Consider the following 26,969-nt stretch of genomic DNA (forward strand, 5'->3'; position numbering starts at 1 on the left):
TTTTATTAACCTGAAATTAAATAACCTCCATCAGCAGTATACACTCCGCCCGTCATATAGGAGCCTGCATCAGACGCCAACAACATGACTATTCCAGCCATTTCATCTGGTTCTGCCACTCTTTTTAAAGGAACTATACTGGTGTATTGTGCCACCAATTTATCATCCGACCAGAGACTTTCGCTGAATTTTGTCTTAATAAGTCCTGGACAGACCACGTTGGAACGGATGCCATATCGGCCCCACTCCTTTGCCTGGTTCTTTGTAAGCATGATTACAGCAGATTTCGTCATACTATAGAGTCCCAATCTAAATCCGGGATGAATGCCCTCTACCGATGCAATATTGATAATACTACCGCCGCCATTGGCCTTCATATGCGGTTGTGCCAAATTCGAAAGAATCCAAGGTGCCTTAACATTCACGTTCATGATTTTATCGAATACCTCTTCCATTGCCGATTCCAATGGTCCGTAGAACGGATTTATGGCAGCGTTGTTGACCAAGATGTCTATTCGCCCGTAGGCTTCCATAGTTTTGGATATCAGTTGTTCCCTTTGGATGGCATCACCAATATGACATTCGATCCCTATAGCTTCCAAACCAGCTTCTTTAAACTCCTTTGCTACCGCATCAACGGCATCTTGTTTTCTACTGCTAATCACTACTTTGGCCCCGTTTTCAGCAAGACCCTTGGCTATGGAAAGTCCAATCCCTTTGCTTGAACCGGTAACAATTGCCACTTTTCCTGCTAGGTTAAATTTTGATTTTATACTACTCATAATCATTTTATACTATTGGCGATTGTCCATTTTTTTTGACTTTTCTACTCCTGTTTTATAATCTTTTGATCAAGCGAATACCTGCTTCTCCGTATTCAGTGTCAATGCCTGATTGTCCATCAATATTTCGGAAAGCCCCGTTGTTTTGGGGAGCTCGTATTTAAAATAAAACTGCATAGCATGGATTTTGTTTTCGTAAAATTCAGCGCTAAAATTAGTATCACCAGAGACCATTGCTTTTTGTGCTTCACGGCCAATATCCAACCATTGCCATGCAATGATGACGGTACTAAAAAATTCCATAAAGGGCGTGGCGTCCGCCAAGAACCGTTGATAATCGCCCTTTATTGCATAAGCCATAAGGGATTTTAGCACTTTTTGGGTTAGTTCCAGTTTACTCCCTAATTTTTCTGCCAAGGGTCTCAACGATTCGTGCGCCATACTTTCTTTGATAGAATTCATGATTTCCTCAGAGATTAATTGCAGTGCTTTCCCGTTTTCCATGGTGACTTTCCTTCCCAAAAGATCTTGGGACTGTATGCCTGTGGTTCCTTCATAAATGGCTGATATTCGGATATCCCGTAAATACTGCTGTAAAATATAATCGGAACAGAAACCATAACCCCCTAGTACTTGTACCCCATTATTAACAGAAGTAATGCCCATTTCAGAAGGGTAGGTCTTTACTACCGGAGTCAATATTTCCAACAACAACTTGTATTTCGCCCTACTTTCTGCATCTGGAAGTGATTGCGAAAGGTCTTGATAGCGTGAAGTCAAAAAGACGAGACTTAAAGACCCTTCAGTAATCACTTTTTGTAAAAGCAACATTCTGCGTACATCGGGGTGATTAATGATGAGGGTTTGTTCTTGGGAGTCATCTTTTTTACCCGTTCGTTGTAGCTCCCGACCCTGAGGTCTTTCTTTAGCGTAGTTAACCGAGGCATGATATGCTCCCGTAGCAATTGCCGCCGCCCCACGTCCAACGGCAATCCTTGCGCCATTCATCATGAGGAACATATATTTTAGGCCTTGGTTGGGTTCACCAACTAACCAACCGGTGCAGTCTTCCTTATCCCCAAAAAACAGGTGTGTGGTACAATACCCTTTTTGACCCATTTTTTGAAAATCGGCAACCGTAGTGACATCATTATCTTCCAAATTACCGCCTTCATCGAATCGGTTTTTCGGTACCACAAAAAGTGAAATTCCCTTGATTCCTGAAGGCGCTCCTTTGATACGGGCCAAAACCAGATGCACGATGTTTTCAGCTCCTTTATAGTCCCCTCCGGAGATGAATATTTTTTGTCCGTTTATTTTATAGGAATCTCCATTAGGCACGGCAGTTGTCACAATATCCGAGAGCGAGCTACCTGCCTGCGGTTCAGTAAGGCACATTGTACCGCCCCATTCTCCGACCATCATTTTGGGCACATAGGTATCCTTAAGAAATTGATTCCCAAAATGCACAATCAATTCCGCTGCACCTACCGTAAGACCAATGTAACCGGGTAAGTGGTTATTGGCTGCTTCCTGAATAAAGGCAAAAGCGTTTACTGCCATCGAAGGCATTTGCATGCCACCAGCTTCATAGGAGAACGGTCCGGATAAAAGCCCCATTTCTCCCCCTGCTTTCATGTACTTGTTTACCTGTGGATGAACAATAATTTCCCCATCCTTAAAGTGCGCGGGGTTTTCGTCCATCTCCCGAAAATAAGGATAAAGTTCCTTATCCGAAAAATCCTTAACGGAGTCGAGCATCATCGCAATAGACTCCTCATCGTATTCCGAGAAGCGTTCTTGTTGCAGTACCTCCTTGATATTGTGTACGTTGAACAACAAAAATTTGAGGGTGTCCATTTCTATATAGGTATTGGCCATAACAATTACTTTTAAAGATTAATGAGGTTCAAGTTAGGATTTATTCCCAGGAATCTCATTAAACTAGTTTAATAAAATTGAATGATAATCCCTGATGAGATTATTGTATTTCACAGCAGAAAGGTATTTACTTGTTTGCAAGGCCTACGTTTATTATACGAAACGTAAAAAACTATCCCTTTCCCAAACGTTTCCGAAGTTTTGAAAGACCAACTGGAGTTAGTCCCAAATAGGAAGCAATCAAATATTGAGGCACCCGCTGAAAAAGGCCTGGACGTTTTTCCAACAATCGTAAATAACGTTCCTCGTTGGTACGACTATTAAAACGCTCCACTCTCGTGAAAATTTTCATAAACGCCTCCTGCATGGACAACCGACCAAAACGCTCCAACTGGTGCGACCTTTCAAAGGAGTTCTCCGCATCGGATTTTTTTATAGCGTAAACTACCGTGGCCTCGGAAGCCTTTAGATAATAATTGGAAGGAGTGCCCTTTACATAGGCCGGTAAATCGGTGAAAAAGACATCGTCGGTATAAAATTCCAATACATTTTGCTCACCTTCGTCCAACTTATAATAGTAAATACACCCTGTCGCCACATAATAAAAGTGATGAACCAACTGCCCTGGAGTTACCAACGTATCGCCTTTTTTTAAATCTAATCTTTGATAGCATTGCATCTGTTCCTGTACCACCTCATCCTCTACCTGAGTATAAGATAAAATCTTTTGCTTTAGATTCTCAAGATGTATTATTTGGAATATTGTTTTCAAGGGTTATCTTTAAATAGGAAAGAAATCCAAAATTAATACTAGCCGTTCGGCCATTCCCATTTGGTGTTTTTGAATCAGATTGGCATAGGGTGAGCCTATCTTCTCGATAGAAAGTGGCATTAAGGCTTCCATTGCTGCTTCAGGTGGTTCGGACTGCTCGAAGGAAATTTTGCCTCGAAACAAGAGGAGTTGTTGGAACCAGCCAAGCTCTTGGGCGATGATTTCGGCGTTAGATTCATTTACTTTCATAAAAAATACTAATTGGTTTAACTGCTAAATTAAAAAAACACAAGTTCGTGAATAAAATTTAAAAACTTTATACTCTTGTTAGGTTTAATGAATTTTTATTAACACAACAATTTTAGGTACTGTCGCATTTGTCGGAATTGATATTAAATTGTATTTTATTATACATATATTTTTGTTGATTATCAGCCATTTATATTTTTAAATGTTCTTGTTATTACCTAAAAATAGAGCTGATTATTACGGATGTGACAGAACCAGCCAAAGCTAGATACGAAAATATTTTAAAAGAATTGAAATCCATACATGAGCTCCATTCAAAGCAATCTGAAGTTCTGGATATTTATAAAAGATGACTTTTAAGCTTGAGTGTATTGATAATCAATTTAATAAATCAGATATTTATCGCAAAAGACAATTAATTGGTTCGATATTTCCAAAAAGGTTTCAGTTTAAAAAAAACAATGTTCGAACCACTGATATTAATCCTATACTTTTTAAAATTGCCAATATTAATAAGGGTTTACAAGGAAATAAAAAAAGGGAAAATCAAAAAATAATGATTTCTCCCTTTTGGTACACCAGATGGACCTATTTTCGAATCAGAACATCGAATTATTCAAGTATATAAATGAGTTTATTGAAAACAAAAAACCTCCAACTTAAATAAAAGTTGAAGGTTCTACTGGTACAAGAGGCGGGACTTGAACCCGCACGAGCCTTACAGCTCACTGGATTTTAAGTCCAGCGTGTCTACCAATTCCACCACTCCTGCATTGGTACTAATATTGTTTAGAGCGAAAGACGGGATTTGAACCCGCGACCCCCACCTTGGCAAGGTGGTGCTCTACCCCTGAGCTACTTTCGCAGTCATTTTCTAAAGAACGTGCATTTAATTGCTTAAATGAGACGGCAAATTTAAAACATTTCTTGTAAACGCAAAGATTATTTTTAGATTTATTTAAAAGATTTTCTCAATCTGCTTATTTTAAGGTTGTAATTCTGTAATAATAAAATATCTTTGCACTGTTTTATATAAATTTAATGCAAATAACTTCAAATTCTATTCCAAAAAAGGTGAATTTTTCAGCAGCATTTACCGATTTTAAGCAGTTGACAAAAGTTGGCCTATCCCTAAGTGTTGTGTTTTCATCATTGGCGGGCTATTTATTGGCTGTTGAAGAAATTCAGATTTCAATTCTTATTTTACTGGCTATTGGCGGTTATTTAATGGTTGGCGCTTCAAATGCATTCAACCAAATTATTGAAAAAGATACAGACGCCTTAATGAAACGAACCATGAACAGGCCTTTACCAACAGGCAGAATGCATGTGTCCATGGCGATGGTTATCGCGGTTTCCTTTACCATTTTAGGTTTGGCCATTTTATACAGTATCAATCCGAAAAGCGCCTTATTTGGTGCCGTTTCCATATTTTTATACACCAGTGTTTATACGCCATTAAAATCTGTTACACCTTTGGCTGTTTTTGTTGGCGCTATACCAGGGGCCATTCCATTTATGTTGGGTTGGGTTGCCGCAACTGATGATTTTTCAATTGAGCCTGGAATGCTGTTTTTAATTCAGTTTTTTTGGCAATTTCCCCATTTTTGGGCAATCGCCTGGCTTCAGTATGAAGAATACAAAAAAGCCGGCTTTAATTTGATGCCTATGGGACAAAAAAATAAAAAGGCGGTGGTGCAAATTATTATTTATACGGTATGTTTAATTATAGTTTCTGTAATTCCTGTATTGAAATTGACAGGAAATTTTTATATTTATCCTGTCACAGCAGTCATTTTAGCTTTCCTGGGCGGTATTATGTTATTTTATGCTATAAAACTTTATAAAAACCAAACCAATAAAGAAGCCCGTCAATTAATGCTGTCAAGTGTATTTTATATTACGATGGTGCAGATTATTTATGTGGTAGATAAATTTTTACATTAAAATTTTGAATTACGATATGTGATTTTTGGTTAACTAATTTTTAACAATTATCTTTAAAATAAAATTCAACTCTTAAACATTAAAAAATTTCATGAAACAAACTTTAGACCAGGAATACAAACAAGCCAAAAGAAAGTCGGCAAAACCTATGTTATGGGTTTCAATGGTAAGCATGACTATGATGTTTGCCGGACTCACAAGTGCTTATGTGGTGAGTCGGAAACGCAGCGATTGGGTTTCCTTTGATTTGCCACAGGCTTTCTATATTAGTACCTTATTAATCATATTAAGCAGCATCACTTTTATACTGGCCAAATATTTTATCAAACAAAATAACCGACAATTCACAAGTGCCTTTTTGTTGTCAACCTTATTTTTGGGAATTGGTTTTATGTTTTTTCAGCTTCAAGGGTTTAAAGAATTAATTTATGCAGGATTGTTTTTTGCAGGTGAGCAAAGCACCGTAAAATCATCTTTTATTTATGGCATTAGCATCGCCCATTTATTGCATGTTGCGGCAGGAATTTTGGTATTACTGGTGGTGATTTTTAATCACTTCAATAAAAAATATTCTGCTAATGAGACACTTGGGATGGAATTAGGAGCTATTTTCTGGCATTTTGTGGATATTCTTTGGATATATTTGTTTTTATTTTTCTATTTTATTAGATAATAAAAAATATGTACTTTTGGCAACACTATAACTAAAAATCAAAACAAACTTTTATGGAAGTAACTATTCCTACTGAAAATAATGGATCATCTTGGGGCGGTGGAAACAATAATCCATTAGGCGCAAGTTATGGAAAAATGATGATGTGGTTTTTCATTTTATCCGATGCGCTAACTTTTTCCGGTTTTCTGGGCGCTTATGGTCTCATGCGTTTTAAATTTCATGATTCCTGGCCAATAGCAGATGAAGTTTTTACCCACTTTCCTTTTTTACACGGCGTACATGCACCAATGTACTACGTGGCATTAATGACTTTTATTTTGATATTTTCATCGGTAACTATGGTGTTGGCGGTTGACGCAGGCCATCAGATGAATAAAAAGAAAGTAACTTTTTATATGTTGCTTACCATTGTTGGCGGTGCTATTTTCTTGGGTTCACAAGCCTGGGAATGGAAAAACTTTATAAATGGTTCTTATGGTGCCGTGCAATTAAACGACGGAAAAATTATTCAGTTTGTTGATGCTACAGGAGAACAGATTACTTTAGAAAGTTTCGTGAAATCACAGCACTCAGAAAGAACGCAACTTGCCAGAAATAAAGGCCTATGGTATATGAAAGAAGCTGAAATAGCCCCTTTTACCCTAAGCGAAGTTGTTGAAAGTTTTAAAGCAAATCCGGCAATTTCCATAAGAACTGAGCAAATTAATCCGGAATTAAAAACAAAAATCATTGTTCCGCATCATGAAGCCTTAGGTTTTTTAAACGAAGCAAAAACAGTGGTTATGGGTGCCAATTTGCAGGTTAATGAGTACGGAAAAACATTATTTGCCAATTTCTTTTTCTTTATCACAGGTTTCCACGGATTCCACGTTTTATCGGGAGTTATTATCAATATCATCATCTTTTTTAATGTAATTGTTGGGACATATGAGCGAAGAGGACATTATGAAATGGTTGAAAAAGTGGGACTTTATTGGCACTTTGTAGATTTAGTTTGGGTATTTGTATTCACTTTCTTCTACTTGATTTAATTCATAAAACGATATTAAAATGACACAAGAACATATTTCACACACAAAATTAATTTGGAAAGTATTCGCAATACTTTCGGTAATTACTATTGCTGAAGTTGCTTTGGGAATTATAAAACCCGACGCGCTTTATTTAACCAAATTTTTGGGAACAAGTCCGCTAAATATTATTTTCTTGATTTTAACGCTGGTAAAAGCCTATTACATCACATGGTTTTTCATGCACATGGCCGATGAAAAAAAGGGTTTAAGAAGAGCTGTGGTTTGGACCGCAGTTTTCTTAATCATTTATTTAGCCACCTTATTGTTAATTGAAGGAAGCTATATCAATGATATTTTAGGTCCGCTTACAAAGTGGAACTACTAATATTTTAAATTAAAAAAGGTGGTTTTTAACCGCCTTTTTTGTTTAACTTTAATCACATGAAAAAATTCTGGGTTCTTTTTAGCCTATTCATATTGCCATTGGTATTTTACATATTTCTTTCGAAAGGAATCTACAAATATTCAAATTTACCAATTTTAACGGAAAAAGTAATTGACCTAAAACAGGCTGCTCCATCCACTGCGGCTTCTTTCTCTGAAAAACTTTCGATAGTTTGTTTTTTGGGAAGTGACATTAATAATGCCAAAGCAAGTCTTTTCAATTTAAACCAAACGATTTATAAAAGATATTATTCCAAACCATTTTTTCAGATGGTTGCCATTCTTCCGCAGGGATTGGAAAATGAATACAATGAAACCATCAAAGAGCTTTCTGCCTTTACCGATATCAGTAAATGGCATTTTATTTACGCCAGTCCAAAAAATAGCAACTTACTTTTTAATAGCTTTGAAACGCCTTTTACATTAAATGAAAATGGATATTCAGAATATGCATATATTGTGGATATGGAGTTGCGCTTGCGCGGAAGAAAAGATGACGAAGATACCAAAGGCGGAAAATTATATGGCTATAATATGAAGTCTGTTTCAATTTTGAAGAATAAAATGAAAGACGATATTGACATTATTTATTACCAATTGAAAAAATCAGCTGAAAAACAAGAAAGAAGAAAAAGGGAAATCTAATTACATGAAAAAATATTCATACATAGGCATTGCATTTATCATTTTAATCTTCGGAATTTACGCAATTCCAAAAATTGTAAATAAACTTAAAACTCCCAAATTGGTCACCATTGCCAAAGTTCCTGCATTTGAATTTACCAACCAGGACGGCAAACTAATTTCAAATTCTTTTTATGAGGAAAAAGTTTGGGTAGTGGAATTTTTCTTCACCACCTGCCCTACCATTTGTCCGATAATGACGGAAAGCATGCTGAAAATACAAAATGAATTTTATGGAAATGCCTATTTTGGCATTGCATCTTTCAGTATCAACCCAAAAAATGATACGCCCAAAATTTTAAAGGAATATGCCAAAACACATGGCGCAACTTTAAAAAATTGGAATTATTTAACTGGAGAACAAGCTAAAATTTATGAATTGGCAAATACCGGATTTACTTTATATGCCGGAGAAGACAGCAATGCCGAGGGCGGATTTGAACATTCTGGCATGTTTGCTTTGGTAGATAAAAAGGGAAACATTCGCTCGAGATTGGATGAGTATGGAAATCCGATTGCCTTTTACGACGGACTTGACCCTAAAGGAGTGCAACAAATTAAAGAGGACATTAAAATACTTTTAAAAGAATAATGGCTACAGCTTCAAAAAAATACAATACGTGGATCATCATTTTATCCATAGCAATTCCGCTGGTGGTTGCAGCTTTGTTCAGCGTTAAAATTGACGTGCAGCTTCCTGTTTTTTTACCTCCAATTTACGCAACAATAAATGCTTTTACCGCAGTATTTCTTATGCTGGCATTTTGGGCAATCAAAAACAAAAAAGTGAGATTACATGAAAACCTGATGAAAACTGCCATCATTTTTTCCGTATTGTTTTTAGTGCTTTACGTAGCTTACCATATGACCTCAAATTCCACTAAATTTGGAGGTGAAGGCGCCATAAAAACCGTTTATTTTGTAATTTTAATTACCCACATTTTATTATCGGTGGCGGTAATCCCCTTTGTGCTAATTACCTATGTAAGAGCCATCACATACCAAGTGGAACTGCATAAAAAAATAGCCCATTTTACTTTTCCGTTGTGGCTTTATGTTGCCGTATCCGGCGTGGTTGTTTATTTAATGATCTCACCATATTATATAATATGAAAAAGTTAACACTGCTCCTGTTTCTGTTTTTTACGCATTTTGTAAATGCACAATGCGCTATGTGCAGAGCAGTTGTAGAAAGCGGAAATCCTACTGAAGCTGAAGGCTTAAATTCAGGAATTTTATACTTAATGATCTTCCCTTATATTTTAATAGGTGTTTTATTTTTTTTCATTATTAAGTATAAAATAACAAAAAATAAAAACGAAGAAGTTTAACAGTTCCATAAGTGGATAAAAGTGTAACAAATGTTAATTTTAGTCGTCATATACAAAAGTTAACATCACTAATAAAACTCAGTCTTATATAATGAGAACAAAAATTGTTACTATTTTGGTATTCGTGCTATTTATAAACGCAAATGCGCAAGATAAAAAATGGACACTTCAAGAATGTGTCAGCTACGCTTTAGACCACAATATTTCAGTAAAACAACAGGAGTTAAGCAAAGAATTGGTTCAAGAAGACATAACCATGGCCAAAGGTAATTTTTATCCTTCACTAAACTCTTCGGCTTCACAAAGCTGGAATTTCGGTTCCTATATAGATAACTATGGCGGTCGGGTTTCCAGAGACAGCCGTTCCAATAGTTTCGGATTAAATTCAAATGTAATGCTGTACAACGGGAACAGAAATAAAAATAATTTATTGCAGGTTCAAAAAAGCCTGGAAACAGCCGGCTTTGATTTAGAAGAAAACAAAAATGGCATCATGTTATATGTTGTTAATTTTTATTTAAATGTTTTGCTGAACAAAGAAAGTTTAATCATTACCCAAGACCAGGTTGACATCAGCAAAAAACAGGTTGAAAAAGCAAAGACTTTGGTTGAAGCCGGCTCACAGCCAAAAGCAACACTTTTGGAAGCCGAAGCTACTTTGGCCAGCAATGAGCAACAATTAACCACGGCCCAGAATACGCTGGACCTTTCATTATTGAGTTTAGCGCAATTACTGCAGGTTTCTCATAAAGGATTTGACGTTCAGGATGTGGATTTAACCATTGATTCCAAGTCCTTAGTTTATAACGATACTGATGTTATTTATGAAACAGCGGTCTCTAATTTACCTGAAATTAAAAGCGCAGAAATAGCCGTTGAACGCTCCGGAATTGCCATTGAAATAGCAAAAGGCGCTTATTACCCATCGCTTTCTTTTGGCGCCGGAATAGGCACTTCATACCAGCACAATCAAGGAGATAAAGATGTTAGGCCAATTATAGATTCAAATAACAATGTTGTTTACGTACCTAACGGATTTGGAAAACAACTGGAAGACAATTTGGGATACAACTTCGGTTTCTCATTAAATATTCCGATTTTTAACCGATTTCAAACAAAATCAAGTGTAGCAAAAGCCCAGATAAACCAAGAAATAGCCACCCTGCAATTGCAAGACAAACAGGTCAAATTAAGGGAAACTATTGAAAAAGCCAATGCCGATGCAAAAGCAGCATTAAATCAATATATTTCAGCACAAAAATCGTTACTGGCCCAAAATGAATCCTTTAAAAACGCCCAGGTAAGTTATGACTCGGGTGTCATGACTTCATTTGATTTTGACCAAGTAAGAAACAGACAAGTGAATGCGCAATCGTCGTTGGCAAATGCAAAATACAATTTTGTTTTCAGAACTAAATTGTTAGAATATTATTTAGGAATTCCAATTGTCCTGGAATGATAATTGTTAATTTTTAATTCACGCAAACATCCAACGCAAAACGTTGGATGTTTTTTTATAAAAATGAAACGAGCATCATAAATTTTGATACACAAAGGAATGATTCATGGCGAACAGCATCTGTTACCACTAAAAAAATAAAATTTAAACAGATGAAATGAAGTATCTTTGTCTTTAAAAATCAAGAAATTGGCACTTATATTAAACATAGAAACTGCAACAAAAAATTGCTCTGTAAGCATCTCCGAAAATGGCGAAACCATTGCGTTAAAGGAATTAAATGACGGTAATTATTCGCATGCCGAAAAATTGCATGAGCTCATTAAGCAAGTTGTTTTAGAAGCAGGAATTGAATTATCAAATTTAAACGCCATAGCGGTAAGCAAGGGTCCTGGATCTTATACAGGATTGCGCATAGGCGTTTCAGCAGCAAAAGGACTCTGTTTTGCACTTGATCTTCCGTTAATTTCTGTTAATACGTTACAATCCTTAGCGCTTTCCGTTAACATTAACAAAGGCTATAAAATTCCGCTTTTAGATGCGAGAAGAATGGAAGTTTACAGCCAGGTTTTTAATGAAAAAACAGCAAAAATAAGGGAAGTCTATGCTGAAATTATTGATTCCAATTCCTTTTCTGATTATTTAAATGACCAAAAAGTTTATTTTTTGGGTGATGGTGCCGAAAAATGCAAGGAAATGATTGCCCATAAAAACGCTGTTTTTATCGACGGAAAATTTCCTTCAGCAAACGAAATGTCGGTTATTTCTTATGAAAAATATCTTAAAAACGATTTTGAGGATGTTGCCTATTTTGAGCCGTTTTATTTGAAAGAATTTATAGGAGGAATCTCAAAAAAGTAATTTAGTTTAAGGTATTATAATACCTAAATATCTGGATTAAATCTTCCTTTTTGTTTTTAAAACTAAGTTTATTTCTTTTAACAAAAGATTCAACTTCATTTGATTTGCTTGAGAATAATTTAAAGAAGTCTTTTTTATTTCTCGGCAACTCGGTTGAAGTATTGTTTTTGTAGCCAATAAAAAACGTGTCGATTGTGCGTTTTAAAGTAGGGGGCTTGTATTTATCTAATTCACTTTTAGCCTTTACTTCTTCATAAAAATTTATTTTTTCTTTTAACAGTAAAGAAATGTTTTTGCCCTTATTTAAAATCACAAAAAAACCAGAAGTAGTTTTATTATTTTCCTCATATGAAAATACTTGATATACTTTTTTGTCGCCAACAAAAGTAACGGGATATTCGAATTCTTTTGGCAAATAATAAAAAATTTCACCATCTCTTTCTACCTCAAACACATCTTTATATGCATTATATCTCATAGAATAAATTTCCTCACCATCTATGAGTTTAGCCGGAAGAAAATCATCATTAATATAACTTGTTCCAACTAAGCCTTCTGATTGTAGATTATATGAATTAATGGTTGTTCGTTCTAATATTTGATTAGAACCGGTTTGACTGAAACCTATAAAACTTACAAAAAATAGTAATGCTAACATGCAATTTTTAAAAGTTGTTTTCATTTGTTATAAAATTAGATTGAAAAGATAGTTTATTAAAATTAATTAATTGTTATATAAGTAAAGTGAGTTATAAAATTAGATTGAAAAGATAGTTTATTAAAATTAATTAATTGTTATATAAGTAAAGTGAGTTAGAAAAAGACTGAATCATTTAGACTTCAACTTGTGTTAAAATTAATAACAGTCCCATAATTGCCGGTACAGCCTGAACATAAAAAAGTTTTATTTTACGAGTGGTATAAGCCCCAAAAATACCTGCAATCATAATACAACTTAAAAAGAAAACAGCCAATTGCTCAAAATTAGTTTTATTGACAATGGCCCAAATAAGTCAGGCTGCCAAAAAACCATTATACAAACCCTGATTTTTAGCAAGTGTTTTACTGATTTTCGCTTCTTCTAACTTCATTTCAAATATTTTTAATCCTTTTGGTTTGTCCCAATAATACATCTCCAATATCATAAAATAAATATGTTCAAATGCCACCAAAGCAACCAAGAAAATTTGAATTGCTTTCATCTGTTAAAATTTTATTTTATAGCGGTAACAGCTGCTGTTCGCCATTAATCATTCCTTTGTGTATCAAAATTTGTAATGCTCGTTTCATTATTAGAATTTGATTTTTAATTGTGATAATGCGTTTTTGGTATTATTTTCCGGCAGCTGGCAAGCACCATCAACACAAACATAAATAAGCGTTTCATTTTCGTTAAAACGTCCTTCCATTAAGGGAATATTACTTTTTTTGGTACTTCCCGCAATTAATTTGTTAGGGATATAGTGCTGATTAATTTCTTTAAGTTGGTTTAAGGCATCTTTGCCGGAAATGGCAATTTCATAATAATCCCCAACAAAATTTGAAAGCAATTGTAACCAATTAGAATATCCAGAACCATTTTGTTGGGTTTTATCTTTTACATTCCGCAACATTTGTTCACTAACTTTCAGGTAATAACTATTGGAATAATAATGGCTCAGTTTAAATAAATTATTTGCCATAATAGAGTTTGAAGCCGGCATTACATTGTCTTCAATTTCCATTTTACGTGCAATTAAATTGGCATCCTGATTTGAAGCAAAGTAAAACATAGAACTTTCAATATCAAAAAAATGATCAAAAGTATAATCTGTTAATTGTTTGGCCATATTTAGCCAAGTTTCATTAAAAGTAGCTTCATACAAAGAAATATAGGCATCAATTACCGTGGCATAATCTTCCAAATATCCGTTTATCGTACTTTTGTCATTTTTATAACTGTGGTTTAAATTCCCCTCTTCCTGTAATTGTCTGGTATAAATAAATGTCGCATTTTTTATGGCAGCCTCTAAAAAACGAGGTTCATTAAAAACAGTGTAGGCGTCAACGTATCCTTTTAACATCAAGGCATTCCAGGAAGTTAATGATTTGTCATCGAGTCTTGGCCGTTCTTTTTTTGCGCGTTCCATCAGCAATATTTTTTGCCAGGAAACGACTTTATTTTCGAGTTCAGCTATTGAAATCACATGTTTTTTTGCAATTTCATCATCGCTGTTTTTTCTAATCAACACATAATTATCATGTTCCCAAAGTCCGTAGTAATTTACATTGTAATAGTCCGCAAACAAGTCATAATCCTTTCCTAAAATGGTTTTTAATTCATTTTGGGTCCAAACATAAAAAGCACCTTCTTCCAATTTGCCTTCGGAATTCAAGCTGTCGGCATCCAATGAAGAGTAAAAAGCACCTTCTTTGGTGGTAAGTTCCCTTTCAATAAATTCAAGTGTGTGGTATACCGTTTTTTTATACAATTCATTTTTGGTGGCTTGATAAGCTTCGGCATACAAACTCACCAATTGTCCGTTATCGTACAACATTTTCTCAAAATGCGGCACGTGCCATTTTGCATCAACCGAATATCGTGAAAATCCGCCCCCAATTTGATCGTAAATTCCACCATAAGCCATTTTTGTGAGGGAAGTATTCACATAATTTAAAATTTCATCATTCCCGGAACGAACCGCATAATTGAGTAAAAATTGGTAATTGTTTGGCATCGGGAATTTAGGCGCGCCTCTTCTTCCGCCCAAATCAACATCCATATATTGTTGCCATTCCTTTACTGATTTGTCTAAATCAACCAATGTAAAAGCTTCTTTTTTGGTGTTAAACGCCACCAAATCAGAATTTTTTACGCCTTCCGTTAATTTTTCGGCATATTCTATGGCTTTTCCCGGTGTTTCTTCATATAATTTTGCCAATTGCTCCAGTGCATTGATCCAATTGTCTTTGGGAAAATAAGTGCCGCCCCAAATTGGCCTCCCGTCTGGCAAAGCCACGCAGTTTAATGGCCACCCACCTCTGCCTGTAATTAATTGTATGGCATTCATGTACACCTGATCTATATCAGGACGTTCTTCTCTATCAACTTTAACACTGATGAAATATTTATTCATGACCGCAGCCACTTCCTCGTTTTCAAAACTTTCATGCTCCATCACATGGCACCAATGGCAGGAAGAATACCCAATGGAAATTAACAGCAATTTGTTTTCTTTTTTGGCAAGCGCGAGTGTTTCTTTATTCCAAGCGTGCCAATCTACAGGATTGTGTGCGTGTTGCAACAAGTACGGGCTTGTTTCATTAATAAGGCTATTGGTGAATTTATGTACAGGCATTTTAGTCGCGGTTTTATGATTACAATTCGTTAAAATGAGTAAAAAAAGAAAGTATATTCTATACATTCATTAATTTTTTTTATAAATATACTAAATTGTCAATTCATTAAGAAGCACCCAATTTTTGATATGGTTAAATTTAAGTCTTTTAGTAGTTAAATAAAAGGCAATACATGATATAGAAATACCGATAACCAGGTTTAAAATTGCTCCTCTATAAAATCAAATTTACTATATTTACATTGAAGCATCTTAAAGCATGAACTTCCTAATTTATTGTGAAAAGCTCCTTCCTTTTTTTATTTTTTTAATTCTCCTTTCAAATCACAAACCTAATATAAATGGACAACATTGAAATCAGAAAAGCTAACCAAACAGATATAGAACTCCTTCAAAATATTGGCAGACAAACTTTTTTTGAAAAATTTAAAGAAAACAATACTGAGGAAAATATGAACAAATATGCTGCGGAAGCATATAGTTTTGAAAAAACGGCAATTGAAATAAACAATGTGAACTCCCAATTTTATTTGGCAATTTTAAACACAAAAACAATCGGGTATCTGAAAATCAATTTTGGTGATGCCCAAACGGAATTGCAAGACCCAAAAGCGCTCGAATTAGAACGAATTTATGTACTCAAAGAATTTCAGGGGAAAAAGATTGGCCAGACACTTTTTGAGAAAACGCTTGAAATAGCAAAAAAGGCACAGGTTAGCTATGTTTGGTTAGGTGTTTGGGAAGAAAATTACAGAGCCATTAAATTTTATGAAAAAAATGGGTTGAAAGCATTTAGTAAACATATTTTTATGTTAGGTGACGATCCTCAAACTGACATTATGATGAAAATTGAACTCAACAGACCTAAAACAGTCTAAAAAAATATATTTTGGCATTCCCTGAAAGAAGTCCTTTTATATCTGTTAATCTCCTATATTTACCCCAAATTTAGGCAGGTCAGAGATATTAATAAGAATAACGGATGACAGATTTTTTTAACAATTTAATGCACGAATTTGAATTGCCGCTGGGAAATCCCGTGTTGGTATTCTCTTTAATTCTGCTTATAATTCTGCTTTCGCCTATTCTTCTAAGAAAATTAAATATTCCAGGAATTATTGGGTTAATTATCTCCGGAGTGATTGTGGGTCCTTATGGCTTAAATATCCTTGAAAAAAATTCGGCTGTCGACCTCTTTTCAACCATCGGTTTGCTTTATATCATGTTTATTGCCGGACTTGAACTGGACATGAACCAATTTAAAGCGAACAGAAACAAAAGTATTTTATTTGGTTTTTTTACGTTTATTTTTCCGTTAACCATCGGCTTCCCTGTTTGTTTTTATCTTTTGGGATATAACTTTAATGCAAGCTTGCTCACCGCCAGTATGTTTGCAACACATACGTTGGTTGCCTATCCTATTGTGAGCAGGTTAGGAATTTCTAAAAATCAGGCGGTTGCCATAACAGTTGGAGGAACCATCCTTACAGATACTGCCGTGCTAATTATTTTGGCGGTAATTGTTGGCAATAACGCCGGAAATTTGAACCAGGAATTTTGGATTAAATTAGGCGTTTCTCTGGCTATTTTTTCGGTCATTATGTTTTTTGTGATTCCTAAAATAGCAAAATGGTTTTTCAGCAAAATGGAAAGTGAAAAACATTCGCATTATATTTTTGTATTGGCTGTTGTTTTCTTTGCCGCATTTTTGGCCGAAGTTGCTGGAGTTGAACCCATCATAGGCGCTTTTGTTGCCGGATTGGCACTCAACAAATTGATTCCACATTCTTCGGCATTGATGAACAGAATTGAGTTTATAGGAAATTCACTTTTTATACCGTTTTTTCTGATTTCCGTTGGAATGATCGTTGATGTGAGTGTCATCACCAAAGGCACGGAAGCATTGATTGTGGCTGGAACGCTATCGGTTGTCGCCTTGTTTGGAAAATGGTTTGCTGCATTTTTTACGCAACAGGTTTTCAAATATTCAGCAGCGCAACGCCAACTTATTTTTGGGCTGAGCAGTTCTCATGCCGCTGCAACGCTTGCGGTGATATTGGTGGGTTTCAAAGCAGAAATTTTGGATGAAAATATCCTTAACGGAACCATCATTCTTATCTTAATCACCTGTATTGTGGCTTCTTTTGCAACGGAAAAGGCCGGCAAAAAAATCGTGATTGAAATGGACAATGATCCCTCCGATTTTAAAAGCACAAACAGCTTTAACAATGAACATATTCTCATTCCAATCGCCAATACAGAAAGTATAGAAAAGCTGCTCGAATTTTCAATTTTCATCAAAGAAAAAAAAGCAGCCAATCCTGTGTCCATTCTTTCCGTGGTTTCCAATAATGACGAAGCGGAAATTAACATTCTAAAAGCAAGAAAAATACTCGAAGAATTTGTGAAACAGGCTTCGGCATCAGAAACTAAAATTAATATCATAACCACCATAGACCATAATCCGGCAAGTGGCATCTCCCGCATTTCAAGAGAAATCATGGCAGATATCATTGTTTTGGGATGGCCAAAACATGCAGAATTGATAGATAAACTGATTGGCGAAAAAGTGGACAGTATCTTAAACAACACCAATAAAACCACCTTTATTTGCCATTTTGAAAAGCCTTTGGTTTGGCATAAAAGAATTGCGATTGTGGTGCCGCCTTTGGCTGAACATGAAAACGGATTTGATCTTTGGTTCACAAAAATGGCGAAACTGGCACAGGAACTCAGTATTCCCATTTTATTTTGTTGTAATGAAACGACCCAAAATTACACCTTTAAACTATTGAAAAAAGCGAAGTTAACGGTGTCAATTGCACCTTATTTATTTGAAAATTGGGACGACTTCTTTGTGATTTCCAAAACCATTCGCCAAGATGATTTGTTGGTCTTGGTTTGTGCACGAAAAGGAGCCGCTTCTTATATGAACCTGCTCGAAAACCTTCCGTCGAAACTAGAAACGCATTTTGAAAAAAACAGCCGTATCGTTATTTATCCGCAACAATTCAGCCAGCGCTTCAGCAATGTGCGTTATAATAATATTACGCCAGAACCATTGAGTAAGGGCATTGAAACCGTGCAAAAAATAGGACGCGGCATCGGAAACATATTTAAAAAAGATGACCACGGTGAAAGTTTGTAATCTGCTGGAAGTTAAATATTAAACAAAACATTAAAATGATAAAAAAAATATCACCCTTAAAAAAACAACTGGTTAAATTTACGCTTATTGGCCTTTTGGCAGTATCGATAGATTTATTGTTCTATTTCATTTTGTTGCACATGCTACCAGAAAAACTACTCCAAGTCGTAAGCAACGAAGCTGTTTCCAAAAGCATTTCGTTTATGTGTGGGATGACCGTAACCTATTTTCTCAATAAATTTTGGACCTGGAAAAAAAAGGACCGATCTGGAAAAAGAGTTTTTAAGTTTGCCGTTTTGTATGGCATCGCATTGCTTATAAACGTTGGCTCCAACTCGGCATTGTTATATGTTTTGTACCAATATAGAAATCTGGTCGATTTGCCTTTTAAATACTTTATTGCTTTTGTAGGCGCATCCGGCCTCAGTGCTTCAGTAAGTTTTATGGGACAAAAATTTTGGGTGTTTAAAACTTCCAATGCCATTTTAGTGCATTAAACCATTAAAGTAATTTTCTTAAAAACAAAAAAGCCAGGCAATTTGTCTGGCTTTTTGATATAAAATATAATAAGTTTTTAACTTAATGCATCTTTTATTCTTTTGATTGCTTCACGCAATTGCGCTTCTGAAGCGGCGTAAGATATTCTAATGCAAGTTGGAGCGCCAAAAGCATCACCTGTTACGGTTGCAACATTTGCTTCCGCCAACAAAAACATAGAAAAATCTGCGGCATTTGCTATTTTATAACCTTTTATTTCTCTTCCAAAGAAAGCAGAGACATCAGGAAACACATAAAACGCGCCTCCGGGTACATTTAATTTAAAACCATCAATTTCCTTAAGCAATGCAACAACAATATCTCTACGGTCACGAAATTCATCAACCATATATTTAATTTTAGAAACTGGCGCCTGTAAAGCGGCAATCGTTGCGCGTTGTGCAATGCTGTTAGCTCCAGAAGTAATTTGTCCTTGCATTTTTGTACATGCTTTGGCTATCCAATCTGGTGCTCCGATATAGCCAATTCGCCATCCGGTCATGGCAAACGCTTTTGCAACGCCATTAACGGTAATAGTCCTATCGTACATGTTCTCTATGGCCGCAAAACTAAAATTGGGCTCTCCGTAATTAATGTGTTCGTAAATTTCATCGGAAAGAATATAAATATTTGGGTGTTTTTCCAACACTTTTGCCAAAGCCCTGTACTCAGCTTCACTATAAATAGTGCCGCTTGGATTATTTGGCGAGTTGAAAAATATCATTTTTGTTTTAGGCGTAATAGCAGCTTCCAACTGTGTAGGCGTAATTTTAAAATCCGTTTCAACGGTGGAAGGGATTTCTACATAAGTCGCTTCCGCCAAAATAGAAATTGCCGAATAACTAACCCAATATGGCGCAGGCAACAATACCTCATCACCCGGATTTAACAACACCATGGCCACATTGGCAATAGATTGTTTCGCCCCGGTTGAAACCACAATTTGATTGGGCTGATAAGTTAAATGATTATCTCGTTTAAATTTTTCGCAAATCGCCATTTTTAAATCTACATAACCATCAACAGGACTATAAGAACTGTAATTGTCATGAATAGCCTGAATCGCGGCTTCCTTTATAAAATCGGGTGTATTGAAGTCGGGTTCTCCCAAACTTAAACTGATAATGTCTTTTCCTTGTTCTTTTAACTCTCTGGCTTTGGCAGCCATAGCTAAAGTTTCTGAAACCGGTAAGTTGTTAATTCTGTCTGATAGTTGGTTAGTCATAAAGAAAAATTTATGCGTACGCAGGTTTTTTACCCAGCGTTTTTAATTGATTAAAATGTTCTATAATTGCCTTTTGAAAAGTTTTATATTCGTTGTAAGGTAAATTAAATTCCAATGTGGTTTCCTTTACTATTTTTGCAATTTTTCCATAGTGAATATGGGAAATATGAGGGAAAATATGGTGTTCAACCTGATGATTTAACCCTCCTGTGTACCAAGAAATAAATTTATTTGTCGGCGCAAAGTTTGAAGTTGTGTACAATTGATGTACCGCCCAGGTATGCTCCAAATTACCTTCTTTATCGGGCAATGGCATTTCAGTTTTTGGAACCACATGCGCCAATTGAAAAACGACGCTTAAAATCATTCCTGCAGTGTAATGCATTACAAAAAACCCGATTAATACTTTCCACCAAGAAATGTCCAAAACCAATAGAGGCAAAACAATCCAGAGTAAATAATAAACCAGTTTGGTCACGATTAACGTGGTCCATTCCGCAGCTGGATTTGGAAATTTACCATAAGAAAGCTTGCGTTTCAAATATTTGCGCATTTGTTTAAAATCGGTTGTAATTGCCCAGTTAATGGTTAATAAACCATATAAAAAAATGGAATAATATTTTTGAAATTGATGTATTTTAAGCCATTTGGCATGTTTGGTAAAACGGATAATTCTGCCGGCATCAATGTCCTCATCGTGTCCTTGAATATTGGTAAACGAATGATGTAAAACATTGTGTTGCACTTTCCAATTGTAAACATTCCCAGCCAAAATGTAAATGCTGCTTCCCATTAATTTATTAACCCATTTTTTATTTGAAAAAGATTCGTGATTGCTATCGTGCATCACGTTCATTCCAACGCCAGCCATCCCAATTCCAATAACAACGGTTAATAAAAGTAGTGCCCATTGTGGCATGGAAACCGTTAATATTAAAATTAAAGGCACCAAAAATACACTAAACATGATGATGGCTTTGGTGTATAACCTCCAATTACCAGTACGTTGAATCTTATTTTCTTTAAAATAAGCATTCACTCTTTTATTTAGTGTCCTGAAAAAATTCGCGTTATCTGTTCGTGAAAAGCTGATAGTATTATTTGTCATAATTATATTTATCTGTCAATATATCTATTACATCTCCAAAATTACGCCATTTATGTTTTGTAAAAGAATTATTGTGAAAAATATAACATTTTTTCAAAAGATGTTAATTTAATTTTGGAAATAGTAATTTTGCACTCGCAATAGCACAAATATGGATATCATTTTAAAATATTTCCCCGAATTATCTGAAAATCAAATCTCACAATTTTCAAAATTGGAGGAATTGTATGCTTTTTGGAACGCCCAAATAAATGTAATCTCAAGAAAAGATATTGAGGAACTACATGTTCGGCACGTATTGCATTCCCTTGGAATTGCAAAAGTTCAGCCTTTTAAATCAGGCGCACAAATTTTAGATGTTGGAACAGGGGGTGGATTTCCCGGAATTCCATTGGCCATATTATTTCCTGAAGCCCGTTTCCATTTGGTTGACTCCATCGGAAAAAAAATTAAAGTGGTTAAGGAAGTTGCTGCTTCACTCGAATTAAAAAATGTAAAAGCTGAAGCTATTAGGGCTGAAGAAGTGAAAGGGGAATTCGATTTTATCGTGAGCCGAGCGGTTACCAATATGGATGAATTTGTAAAATGGACAAGAAATAAAATAGCAAAAAAACATCAACACGAACTTAAAAACGGAATTTTGTATTTAAAAGGAGGCGATTTAACGGAAGAGTTACAAAATTTCCCAAATGCCAAGCTATTTGATTTAACTAATTTCTTTGAAGATGATTTTTTTGAAACCAAAAAAGTGGTACATATTCCCTTAAAAAAGAAATGAGTTAATTAGCCAATTTGGCAATAAGCCAATGAGACGTTTTTTATTTTCAATTATAAAGATGACAAATGTTATGATTTATCCAAATAATAAAAGGTAAATTTGTCTGATATTAAATCGTAAAATTATGAGTCAAGAAAAAGCATGTTTGGTATGTAAAAAACCATCAACGGAAGTCCCGGTAACAAAATTTTATTATCAGGAAAGTGAATTTTACATCTGCCCGCAACACATCCCTATTTTAATACACCATCCTGAACAATTAAATGGTTTATTGGCTGGAGCCGACAAACTTCAGGGCGGATAAATCAAGGATTATTATAAATTATTACAAAAAAAAAAACGCGCCAATCGGCGCGTTTTTTTATTTAAAATTTATTACTTTTTAAATTTTGTGGAAATTTCCTTTCCAAATTCTCTCAATTTTTCAATGGCTGTTTCCACTTCTTTTTCCACAGTTTCAATCGTGCTTTCTTTCAAAAACGGATACTTGTAGTCTGTTGGCGGCACAAAAGTTTCTTTAATGGTACGGGTATTTACCCAACGCAATAAATTCCAAACAGAACCTGCTTTGTCATTTGTTCCCGATCCACGAGCGCCTCCAAAAGGCTGTTGTCCAACAACTGCACCTGTTGGTTTGTCGTTGATATAGAAATTTCCTGCGGCATTTTCCAATTTGTCGGTGGCAATGTCAATAACATATCGGTCACCACTAAAAATGGCGCCCGTTAATGCGTATTCACTGGTACTGTCAATAATATCCAAAGTTTCTTCCCATTTCTCATCTTCATAAATATAAATGGTCATTATTGGTCCGAACAACTCATTACACATTGTTTTGTATTTCGGGTTGGTGGTCACAATTACTGTTGGTTCAATAAAATAGCCAATTTCATCGCTATAACCGCCGCCAATGATAATTTCTGCGTCTGTATCTGCTTTCGCTTCTTCAATATAACCCGATAATTTTTTGAACGCTCGGTTATCGATTACTGCATTTATAAAGTTTGTAGTGTCCTCCGGAGATCCCATTTTAAAGGATTTTATATCTTTTTCGATGGAAGTTCTTATACTTCCCCACAAACTTTTTGGTAAATAAGCACGTGATGCGGCGGAACATTTTTGGCCTTGGTATTCAAAAGCACCTCTTGAAATTGCCGTGGCAACTTCTTGCGGATTCGAAGTTGGATGTGCCCAAATAAAATCTTTTCCTCCTGTTTCTCCAACAATTCTCGGATAAGATTTATAATTGCCAACATTCTTTCCTATGGTTTCCCAGAAACTATTAAATACAGGTGTAGAACCTGTAAAGTGAACACCCGCAAAATCGCGATTGTTTAAAACAACATCAGTAATCATCGCTGAATTGCCGGTTACCATATTGATAACTCCGTCTGGTAAACCTGCAGCTTTAAACAATTCCATAATTACCTGTGCAGAATATACTTGTGAACTTGCCGGTTTCCAAATCACCACATTTCCCATCAATGCCGGAGCCGAAGGTAAATTTCCTGCAATAGCCGTAAAGTTGAAAGGCGTAATTGCATATACAAAGCCTTCCAGCGCACGATATTCCATACGATTCCATATTCCTGTTGAAGATGTTGGCTGATTGCTGTAAATCTCTGTCATAAATTTTACGTTAAAACGTAAAAAATCGATCAATTCACAAGCGGCATCAATTTCAGCCTGAAACACATTTTTAGATTGCGCAATCATGGTTGCTGCATTCATTTTGTATCGAAAAGGCCCAGCCAATAAATCAGCGGCTTTTAAGAAAATGGCCGCTCTGTGTTCCCAGCTTGTTGCTGCCCATTTTACGCGTGCTTCCGCAGCTTTTTTAATGGCCAGTTCAATATGTTCTTTTTCGGCAGTATGGTATTTCCCCACACAGTGTTTGTGATCATGAGGAGGGTGAATATCTACAGTATTTCCTGTTCTGTATTCTTTTCCTCCAATATAAAACGGAATGTCAACCTGTTCGTTGAACATTTTTTTATAAGTGTCTATTAACGCTTTGCGTTCTGGAGTTCCTGGAGCATATGAATTTATAGGCTCATTAACTGTTTTTGGCACATTGTAAAATCCTGAAGCCATAGTGTCTGTTTTTAAGGTTTTTTAATTTAAATTTGTTTTGCAAAGTTACAAAATTGAATTTACTTTTTATATTAAGGCCTAATACTCAATAATCAAATTTTAATACCATGTGTACCGTTACTTTTTTGCCTTTATCCAACACCGATTTCATGCTGACTTCAAACAGGGATGAACAAAGGCTAAGAGAAACTTTACCTCCAAAAACATATAAAGAAAATGGCATTGAAATGCTGTTTCCAAAAGACAAAATTGCAGGTGGAACATGGATTGGAGTGAGTTCAAAAAAACGATTGGTTTGTGTATTGAATGGAGGTTTTACAAAACACAAAAGAAAGGACAGTTACAGCAAAAGCAGAGGATTGATTGCAAAAGAAATATTAAAAGAAAATGCCATTCAGCCTTACATTGAAAAACTTGATTTATTGGGCGTTGAGCCTTTTACCATAATTATTGCGGATTGGAATAACAATGAATTGAATTTGGTTGAACTGGTTTGGGATGAAAACCAAAAGCACATAACAAAACACAAAAACGAACCAAAAATATGGTCTTCCTCTTCTTTGTATACCGATGAAATTAAGAAATTACGCGAAAAACTGTTTCAAGAGTGGATTGCAGAAAATGATTTTACTTCATCTGCTGTTTTAAAATTTCATCATTCTGAAAATGGCGACAAAGAACAATCTATTTTAATGAAACGCGCTTATGTGGAAACCGTTAGTATCACATCAGTAAAAAAATCAGAAAATAAAATTGAAATGATTTACGAAGATTTAGCACATTCTCAAAAAACTTTAATCCGTTTTTAACCAACATTAAAAGACAATAAAACTTTTCTAAATAAAACTAAAATGCAAATTAATTTTTGTGATTTGGCAGCCATCTATAGTTTCCGCCATTGCGGATTTGGCTTTTAAAACCAATTGTGGTTTAATTATGGATACTGGAAACCATTAATTGAAAAGTGGGAATATAAACCTTAAAAGCGCTTGAGGTAGAAAAGTTTACCATATTGTAAAAACCTTTCATGGCACCAATAGGAGATGTTAGAAAGCAATTTGATTTATAGGTGTATTTTTCTGCCGGTTTTAATATTGGTTTTTTACCAATAACACCTGAGCCTTCAACAACTTCGTTATGGTTTAAAGAATCAAAAATTGTCCATTGACGTTCTAAAAGCTGAACGGTATCATTGCTTTGGTTCTCAATGGTAACTTCGTAGCTAAAAGCAAAATACAGTCTGAAATTTCGATAGCTTGTGCCTTCAAAATTAGAGGTTACTGAAATTTTAATGCCGTTTGTTACTTGTTGTACCATAGATACTTACTTTAATTTAAAAATTCAAAGATACTGAATTTTTAAAACAAATACTAGTTGTTTATTTTTTCTGAATTTCCAAAACCAACACCAATTACTTTTGTGTACCTGCTTCCAAATTTTTTAAAGTACACCAAAACTGTGTAATCATTTTCAGTTTGGTAAAAAGATCCGTCAATATCATGGTTGCTTATTGTTCCGTCAATTGATTTGGTTACGTATTGGTAATTGTAAAACCCCTGTTTCAAAAGGAGTTTGGTTTCATACAAGCCCAAAGTTTCATTGTATTCAAGTTTATTTGCATCGTTTAACTGCCAGTTGTTAAAATTTCCACTCACATAAATAGCCTTTCCATCAAGATTGTTAGAACATTTTAATGAAAAATATACCCAGCTGTAATCGGCATCCGTGTTATTATTTTCACCGGTTAATGTTCTAATTACAAAATTTCCGTTTACATCGGGATATAAAGTATAAGGCTGGTTTCTTTTTTCTTCATCAGTAAACAAATAGGTGTGGTATAATTCTTCGCCCAATTCAACATTGGCAATATTTAAGGAGGTATTTCTGATGGATTTGGAATCGAAATATAAAAATTCATTTCCTCCCCAAAAACTTGTTTCCTTATTGTATTTGTAAAGCAATTGGTTTCCTCTATAAAATTGGGGCTTTAAGCCTGTAATGGTATTTTGCCAATTGTTATTTTGAAGAATTACCGGAATAATTTCTTCACTAGGATTGTTAATCAGCATATTTGGTGTATTGATGGTAAATTCAACAGATTGTTTTGTGTCGATATAAAAAATATCCCTGCTTTTGTAAACAGCAACGCCAACGGTGACCTTGGGTTCATAAACCACAAAAAGACGTTTAAAAACCACTTCTTCCTCTTCATTTAAAACAGCAATTTCATAATTTCCCGAAATTTTAAGTTTCGTAGTTTCATTTGGGATTGCTAACCTGTAATTGGTATAGGGTTGCAAGGTGTTAAATGAATTTTCATAATCCCTAATTCTGTCTTCAGCGAACCCATCAATAAATTCGGATTCTACTAAGTTAGAGCTGCTCCAATCCAATTCACAATGCTCAATTTTATAGGAATATGTATGTTCATCGGCATTTAAATCGTCAAATGTCAACATTAATTTTTCTCCCAGCCGAACTATTGGCGCATAGGAATTTATGGCCGCCGGTTTTAATATGATGGTTTTAATATGTTCAGCATCCTTAAACTCATTTTGAGAAAACCCGAATTGGATCGAACACAAAAAATAAAAAAATATAAAGCTATTTTTAACCATAAAAATAAATTTTAACACAACCAT

Annotated in this window: 26 protein-coding genes, 2 tRNA genes and 2 pseudogenes; 16 read left to right on the forward strand and 14 right to left on the reverse strand. The window is 35.1% G+C overall.

What is annotated here, in order from left to right:
- Positions 1-5: 5 nt before the first annotated feature.
- From ABY285_RS00270 to ABY285_RS00295, 6 genes are all read right to left on the reverse strand, one after another.
- Entirely contained in the window at positions 6-782 is a 777-nt protein-coding gene (locus tag ABY285_RS00270; protein ID WP_372765806.1) for a glucose 1-dehydrogenase, read from the reverse strand.
- Positions 783-851: 69 nt separating this feature from the next.
- Positions 852-2,663, reverse strand: a complete 1,812-nt coding sequence (locus tag ABY285_RS00275) for an acyl-CoA dehydrogenase (protein WP_372765808.1) — start codon at positions 2,661-2,663, stop codon at positions 852-854.
- Positions 2,664-2,835: 172 nt separating this feature from the next.
- Complete coding sequence (locus ABY285_RS00280; protein ID WP_372765810.1) at positions 2,836-3,342, reverse strand: Crp/Fnr family transcriptional regulator; 507 nt, start codon at positions 3,340-3,342, stop codon at positions 2,836-2,838.
- 102 nt (positions 3,343-3,444) lie between these two features.
- Positions 3,445-3,684, reverse strand: a complete 240-nt coding sequence (locus ABY285_RS00285; protein WP_372765812.1) for a hypothetical protein — start codon at positions 3,682-3,684, stop codon at positions 3,445-3,447.
- Between the two features lie 683 nt (positions 3,685-4,367).
- Positions 4,368-4,456, reverse strand: a tRNA-Leu gene (locus ABY285_RS00290).
- 21 nt (positions 4,457-4,477) lie between these two features.
- Positions 4,478-4,549 (reverse strand) — tRNA-Gly (locus ABY285_RS00295).
- A 176-nt stretch (positions 4,550-4,725) separates the two neighbouring features.
- Here ABY285_RS00295 and cyoE point away from each other — a divergent pair.
- The 10 genes from cyoE to tsaB all read left to right on the forward strand — a co-directional run bounded on the left by cyoE (position 4,726) and on the right by tsaB (position 12,099).
- Positions 4,726-5,631: a heme o synthase gene (cyoE, locus tag ABY285_RS00300; RefSeq protein ID WP_372765814.1), complete on the forward strand. Its 906-nt coding sequence runs from the start codon at positions 4,726-4,728 to the stop codon at positions 5,629-5,631.
- A gap of 91 nt (positions 5,632-5,722) precedes the next feature.
- On the forward strand, positions 5,723-6,304 hold the full coding sequence (locus ABY285_RS00305; protein ID WP_372765816.1) for a heme-copper oxidase subunit III: 582 nt from the start codon (positions 5,723-5,725) through the stop codon (positions 6,302-6,304).
- Positions 6,305-6,357: 53 nt separating this feature from the next.
- Positions 6,358-7,338 carry a cytochrome c oxidase subunit 3 gene (locus ABY285_RS00310; protein ID WP_372765818.1) on the forward strand — a complete coding sequence of 327 codons (981 nt, stop codon included), beginning with the start codon at positions 6,358-6,360 and terminating at the stop codon, positions 7,336-7,338.
- Positions 7,339-7,357: 19 nt separating this feature from the next.
- A complete protein-coding gene (locus tag ABY285_RS00315; protein WP_372765820.1) occupies positions 7,358-7,705 on the forward strand; it encodes a cytochrome C oxidase subunit IV family protein in 348 nt (115 codons plus the stop codon).
- A gap of 56 nt (positions 7,706-7,761) precedes the next feature.
- Positions 7,762-8,409 carry a hypothetical protein gene (locus ABY285_RS00320; RefSeq protein ID WP_372765822.1) on the forward strand — a complete coding sequence of 216 codons (648 nt, stop codon included), beginning with the start codon at positions 7,762-7,764 and terminating at the stop codon, positions 8,407-8,409.
- A gap of 4 nt (positions 8,410-8,413) precedes the next feature.
- A complete protein-coding gene (locus ABY285_RS00325) occupies positions 8,414-9,040 on the forward strand; it encodes an SCO family protein (protein WP_372765824.1) in 627 nt (208 codons plus the stop codon).
- Positions 9,040-9,561 (forward strand): DUF420 domain-containing protein, encoded by a 522-nt coding sequence (locus tag ABY285_RS00330; protein ID WP_372765826.1) that lies wholly within the window; start codon positions 9,040-9,042, stop codon positions 9,559-9,561. Before ABY285_RS00325 ends, ABY285_RS00330 begins: the two co-directional genes overlap by 1 nt.
- On the forward strand, positions 9,558-9,779 hold the full coding sequence (locus ABY285_RS00335; RefSeq protein WP_372765828.1) for a hypothetical protein: 222 nt from the start codon (positions 9,558-9,560) through the stop codon (positions 9,777-9,779). Before ABY285_RS00330 ends, ABY285_RS00335 begins: the two co-directional genes overlap by 4 nt.
- 91 nt (positions 9,780-9,870) lie before the next feature.
- On the forward strand, positions 9,871-11,238 hold the full coding sequence (locus ABY285_RS00340) for a TolC family protein (RefSeq protein WP_372765830.1): 1,368 nt from the start codon (positions 9,871-9,873) through the stop codon (positions 11,236-11,238).
- Positions 11,239-11,427: 189 nt separating this feature from the next.
- Positions 11,428-12,099, forward strand: coding sequence for a tRNA (adenosine(37)-N6)-threonylcarbamoyltransferase complex dimerization subunit type 1 TsaB (gene tsaB / locus ABY285_RS00345; protein WP_372765832.1), 672 nt, complete (start codon positions 11,428-11,430; stop codon positions 12,097-12,099).
- 1 nt (position 12,100) lies between these two features.
- Here the strand turns inward: tsaB and ABY285_RS00350 are convergent, their stop codons facing one another.
- From ABY285_RS00350 to ABY285_RS00360, 3 genes and pseudogenes are all read right to left on the reverse strand, one after another.
- Positions 12,101-12,781 (reverse strand): hypothetical protein, encoded by a 681-nt coding sequence (locus ABY285_RS00350; protein WP_372765834.1) that lies wholly within the window; start codon positions 12,779-12,781, stop codon positions 12,101-12,103.
- Positions 12,782-12,932: 151 nt separating this feature from the next.
- Positions 12,933-13,301: pseudogene (locus ABY285_RS00355) on the reverse strand (DUF1304 domain-containing protein).
- Between the two features lie 90 nt (positions 13,302-13,391).
- Positions 13,392-15,437: a thioredoxin domain-containing protein gene (locus ABY285_RS00360; RefSeq protein WP_372765836.1), complete on the reverse strand. Its 2,046-nt coding sequence runs from the start codon at positions 15,435-15,437 to the stop codon at positions 13,392-13,394.
- Between the two features lie 341 nt (positions 15,438-15,778).
- Between ABY285_RS00360 and ABY285_RS00365 the strand changes: the two genes are divergently transcribed.
- The 3 genes from ABY285_RS00365 (at position 15,779) to ABY285_RS00375 (ending at position 19,082) form a co-directional block, all read left to right on the forward strand.
- Positions 15,779-16,315: a GNAT family N-acetyltransferase gene (locus tag ABY285_RS00365; RefSeq protein ID WP_372765838.1), complete on the forward strand. Its 537-nt coding sequence runs from the start codon at positions 15,779-15,781 to the stop codon at positions 16,313-16,315.
- 104 nt (positions 16,316-16,419) lie between these two features.
- Positions 16,420-18,585, forward strand: coding sequence for a cation:proton antiporter (locus ABY285_RS00370; protein WP_372765840.1), 2,166 nt, complete (start codon positions 16,420-16,422; stop codon positions 18,583-18,585).
- A 35-nt stretch (positions 18,586-18,620) separates the two neighbouring features.
- Positions 18,621-19,082, forward strand: coding sequence for a GtrA family protein (locus ABY285_RS00375; RefSeq protein WP_372765842.1), 462 nt, complete (start codon positions 18,621-18,623; stop codon positions 19,080-19,082).
- Between the two features lie 77 nt (positions 19,083-19,159).
- Here ABY285_RS00375 and ABY285_RS00380 read toward each other — a convergent pair whose 3' ends face one another.
- Together ABY285_RS00380 and ABY285_RS00385 are read right to left on the reverse strand one after the other, a co-directional pair.
- Positions 19,160-20,347 carry a pyridoxal phosphate-dependent aminotransferase gene (locus ABY285_RS00380; RefSeq protein ID WP_372765844.1) on the reverse strand — a complete coding sequence of 396 codons (1,188 nt, stop codon included), beginning with the start codon at positions 20,345-20,347 and terminating at the stop codon, positions 19,160-19,162.
- Positions 20,348-20,357: 10 nt separating this feature from the next.
- The gene (locus tag ABY285_RS00385) at positions 20,358-21,455 is read right to left on the reverse strand and encodes a fatty acid desaturase (RefSeq protein WP_372765846.1); all 1,098 of its coding nucleotides are present in this window, start codon (positions 21,453-21,455) and stop codon (positions 20,358-20,360) included.
- 151 nt (positions 21,456-21,606) lie between these two features.
- Here ABY285_RS00385 and rsmG point away from each other — a divergent pair, with 151 nt between their 5' ends.
- Positions 21,607-22,233, forward strand: coding sequence for a 16S rRNA (guanine(527)-N(7))-methyltransferase RsmG (gene rsmG, locus ABY285_RS00390; RefSeq protein ID WP_372765848.1), 627 nt, complete (start codon positions 21,607-21,609; stop codon positions 22,231-22,233).
- 124 nt (positions 22,234-22,357) lie between these two features.
- Positions 22,358-22,537, forward strand: a complete 180-nt coding sequence (locus ABY285_RS00395; protein WP_372765850.1) for a hypothetical protein — start codon at positions 22,358-22,360, stop codon at positions 22,535-22,537.
- Between the two features lie 170 nt (positions 22,538-22,707).
- Here the strand turns inward: ABY285_RS00395 and pruA are convergent.
- A pseudogene (pruA, locus tag ABY285_RS00400) lies at positions 22,708-24,327 on the reverse strand (L-glutamate gamma-semialdehyde dehydrogenase); the annotation flags it as partial.
- Positions 24,328-24,434: 107 nt separating this feature from the next.
- Between pruA and ABY285_RS00405 the strand changes: the two are divergent.
- Positions 24,435-25,136, forward strand: coding sequence for an NRDE family protein (locus ABY285_RS00405; RefSeq protein ID WP_372765852.1), 702 nt, complete (start codon positions 24,435-24,437; stop codon positions 25,134-25,136).
- Between the two features lie 121 nt (positions 25,137-25,257).
- Here the strand turns inward: ABY285_RS00405 and apaG are convergent, their stop codons facing one another.
- Both apaG and ABY285_RS00415 read right to left on the reverse strand, forming a co-directional pair.
- On the reverse strand, positions 25,258-25,644 hold the full coding sequence (gene apaG / locus ABY285_RS00410; RefSeq protein WP_372765854.1) for a Co2+/Mg2+ efflux protein ApaG: 387 nt from the start codon (positions 25,642-25,644) through the stop codon (positions 25,258-25,260).
- Between the two features lie 53 nt (positions 25,645-25,697).
- Complete coding sequence (locus ABY285_RS00415; RefSeq protein WP_372765856.1) at positions 25,698-26,912, reverse strand: type IX secretion system plug protein domain-containing protein; 1,215 nt, start codon at positions 26,910-26,912, stop codon at positions 25,698-25,700.
- Positions 26,913-26,969: the final 57 nt, after the last annotated feature.

Origin of the sequence: Lutibacter sp. (assembly GCF_041555395.1) — a bacterium.
Taxonomy (GTDB): domain Bacteria; phylum Bacteroidota; class Bacteroidia; order Flavobacteriales; family Flavobacteriaceae; genus Lutibacter.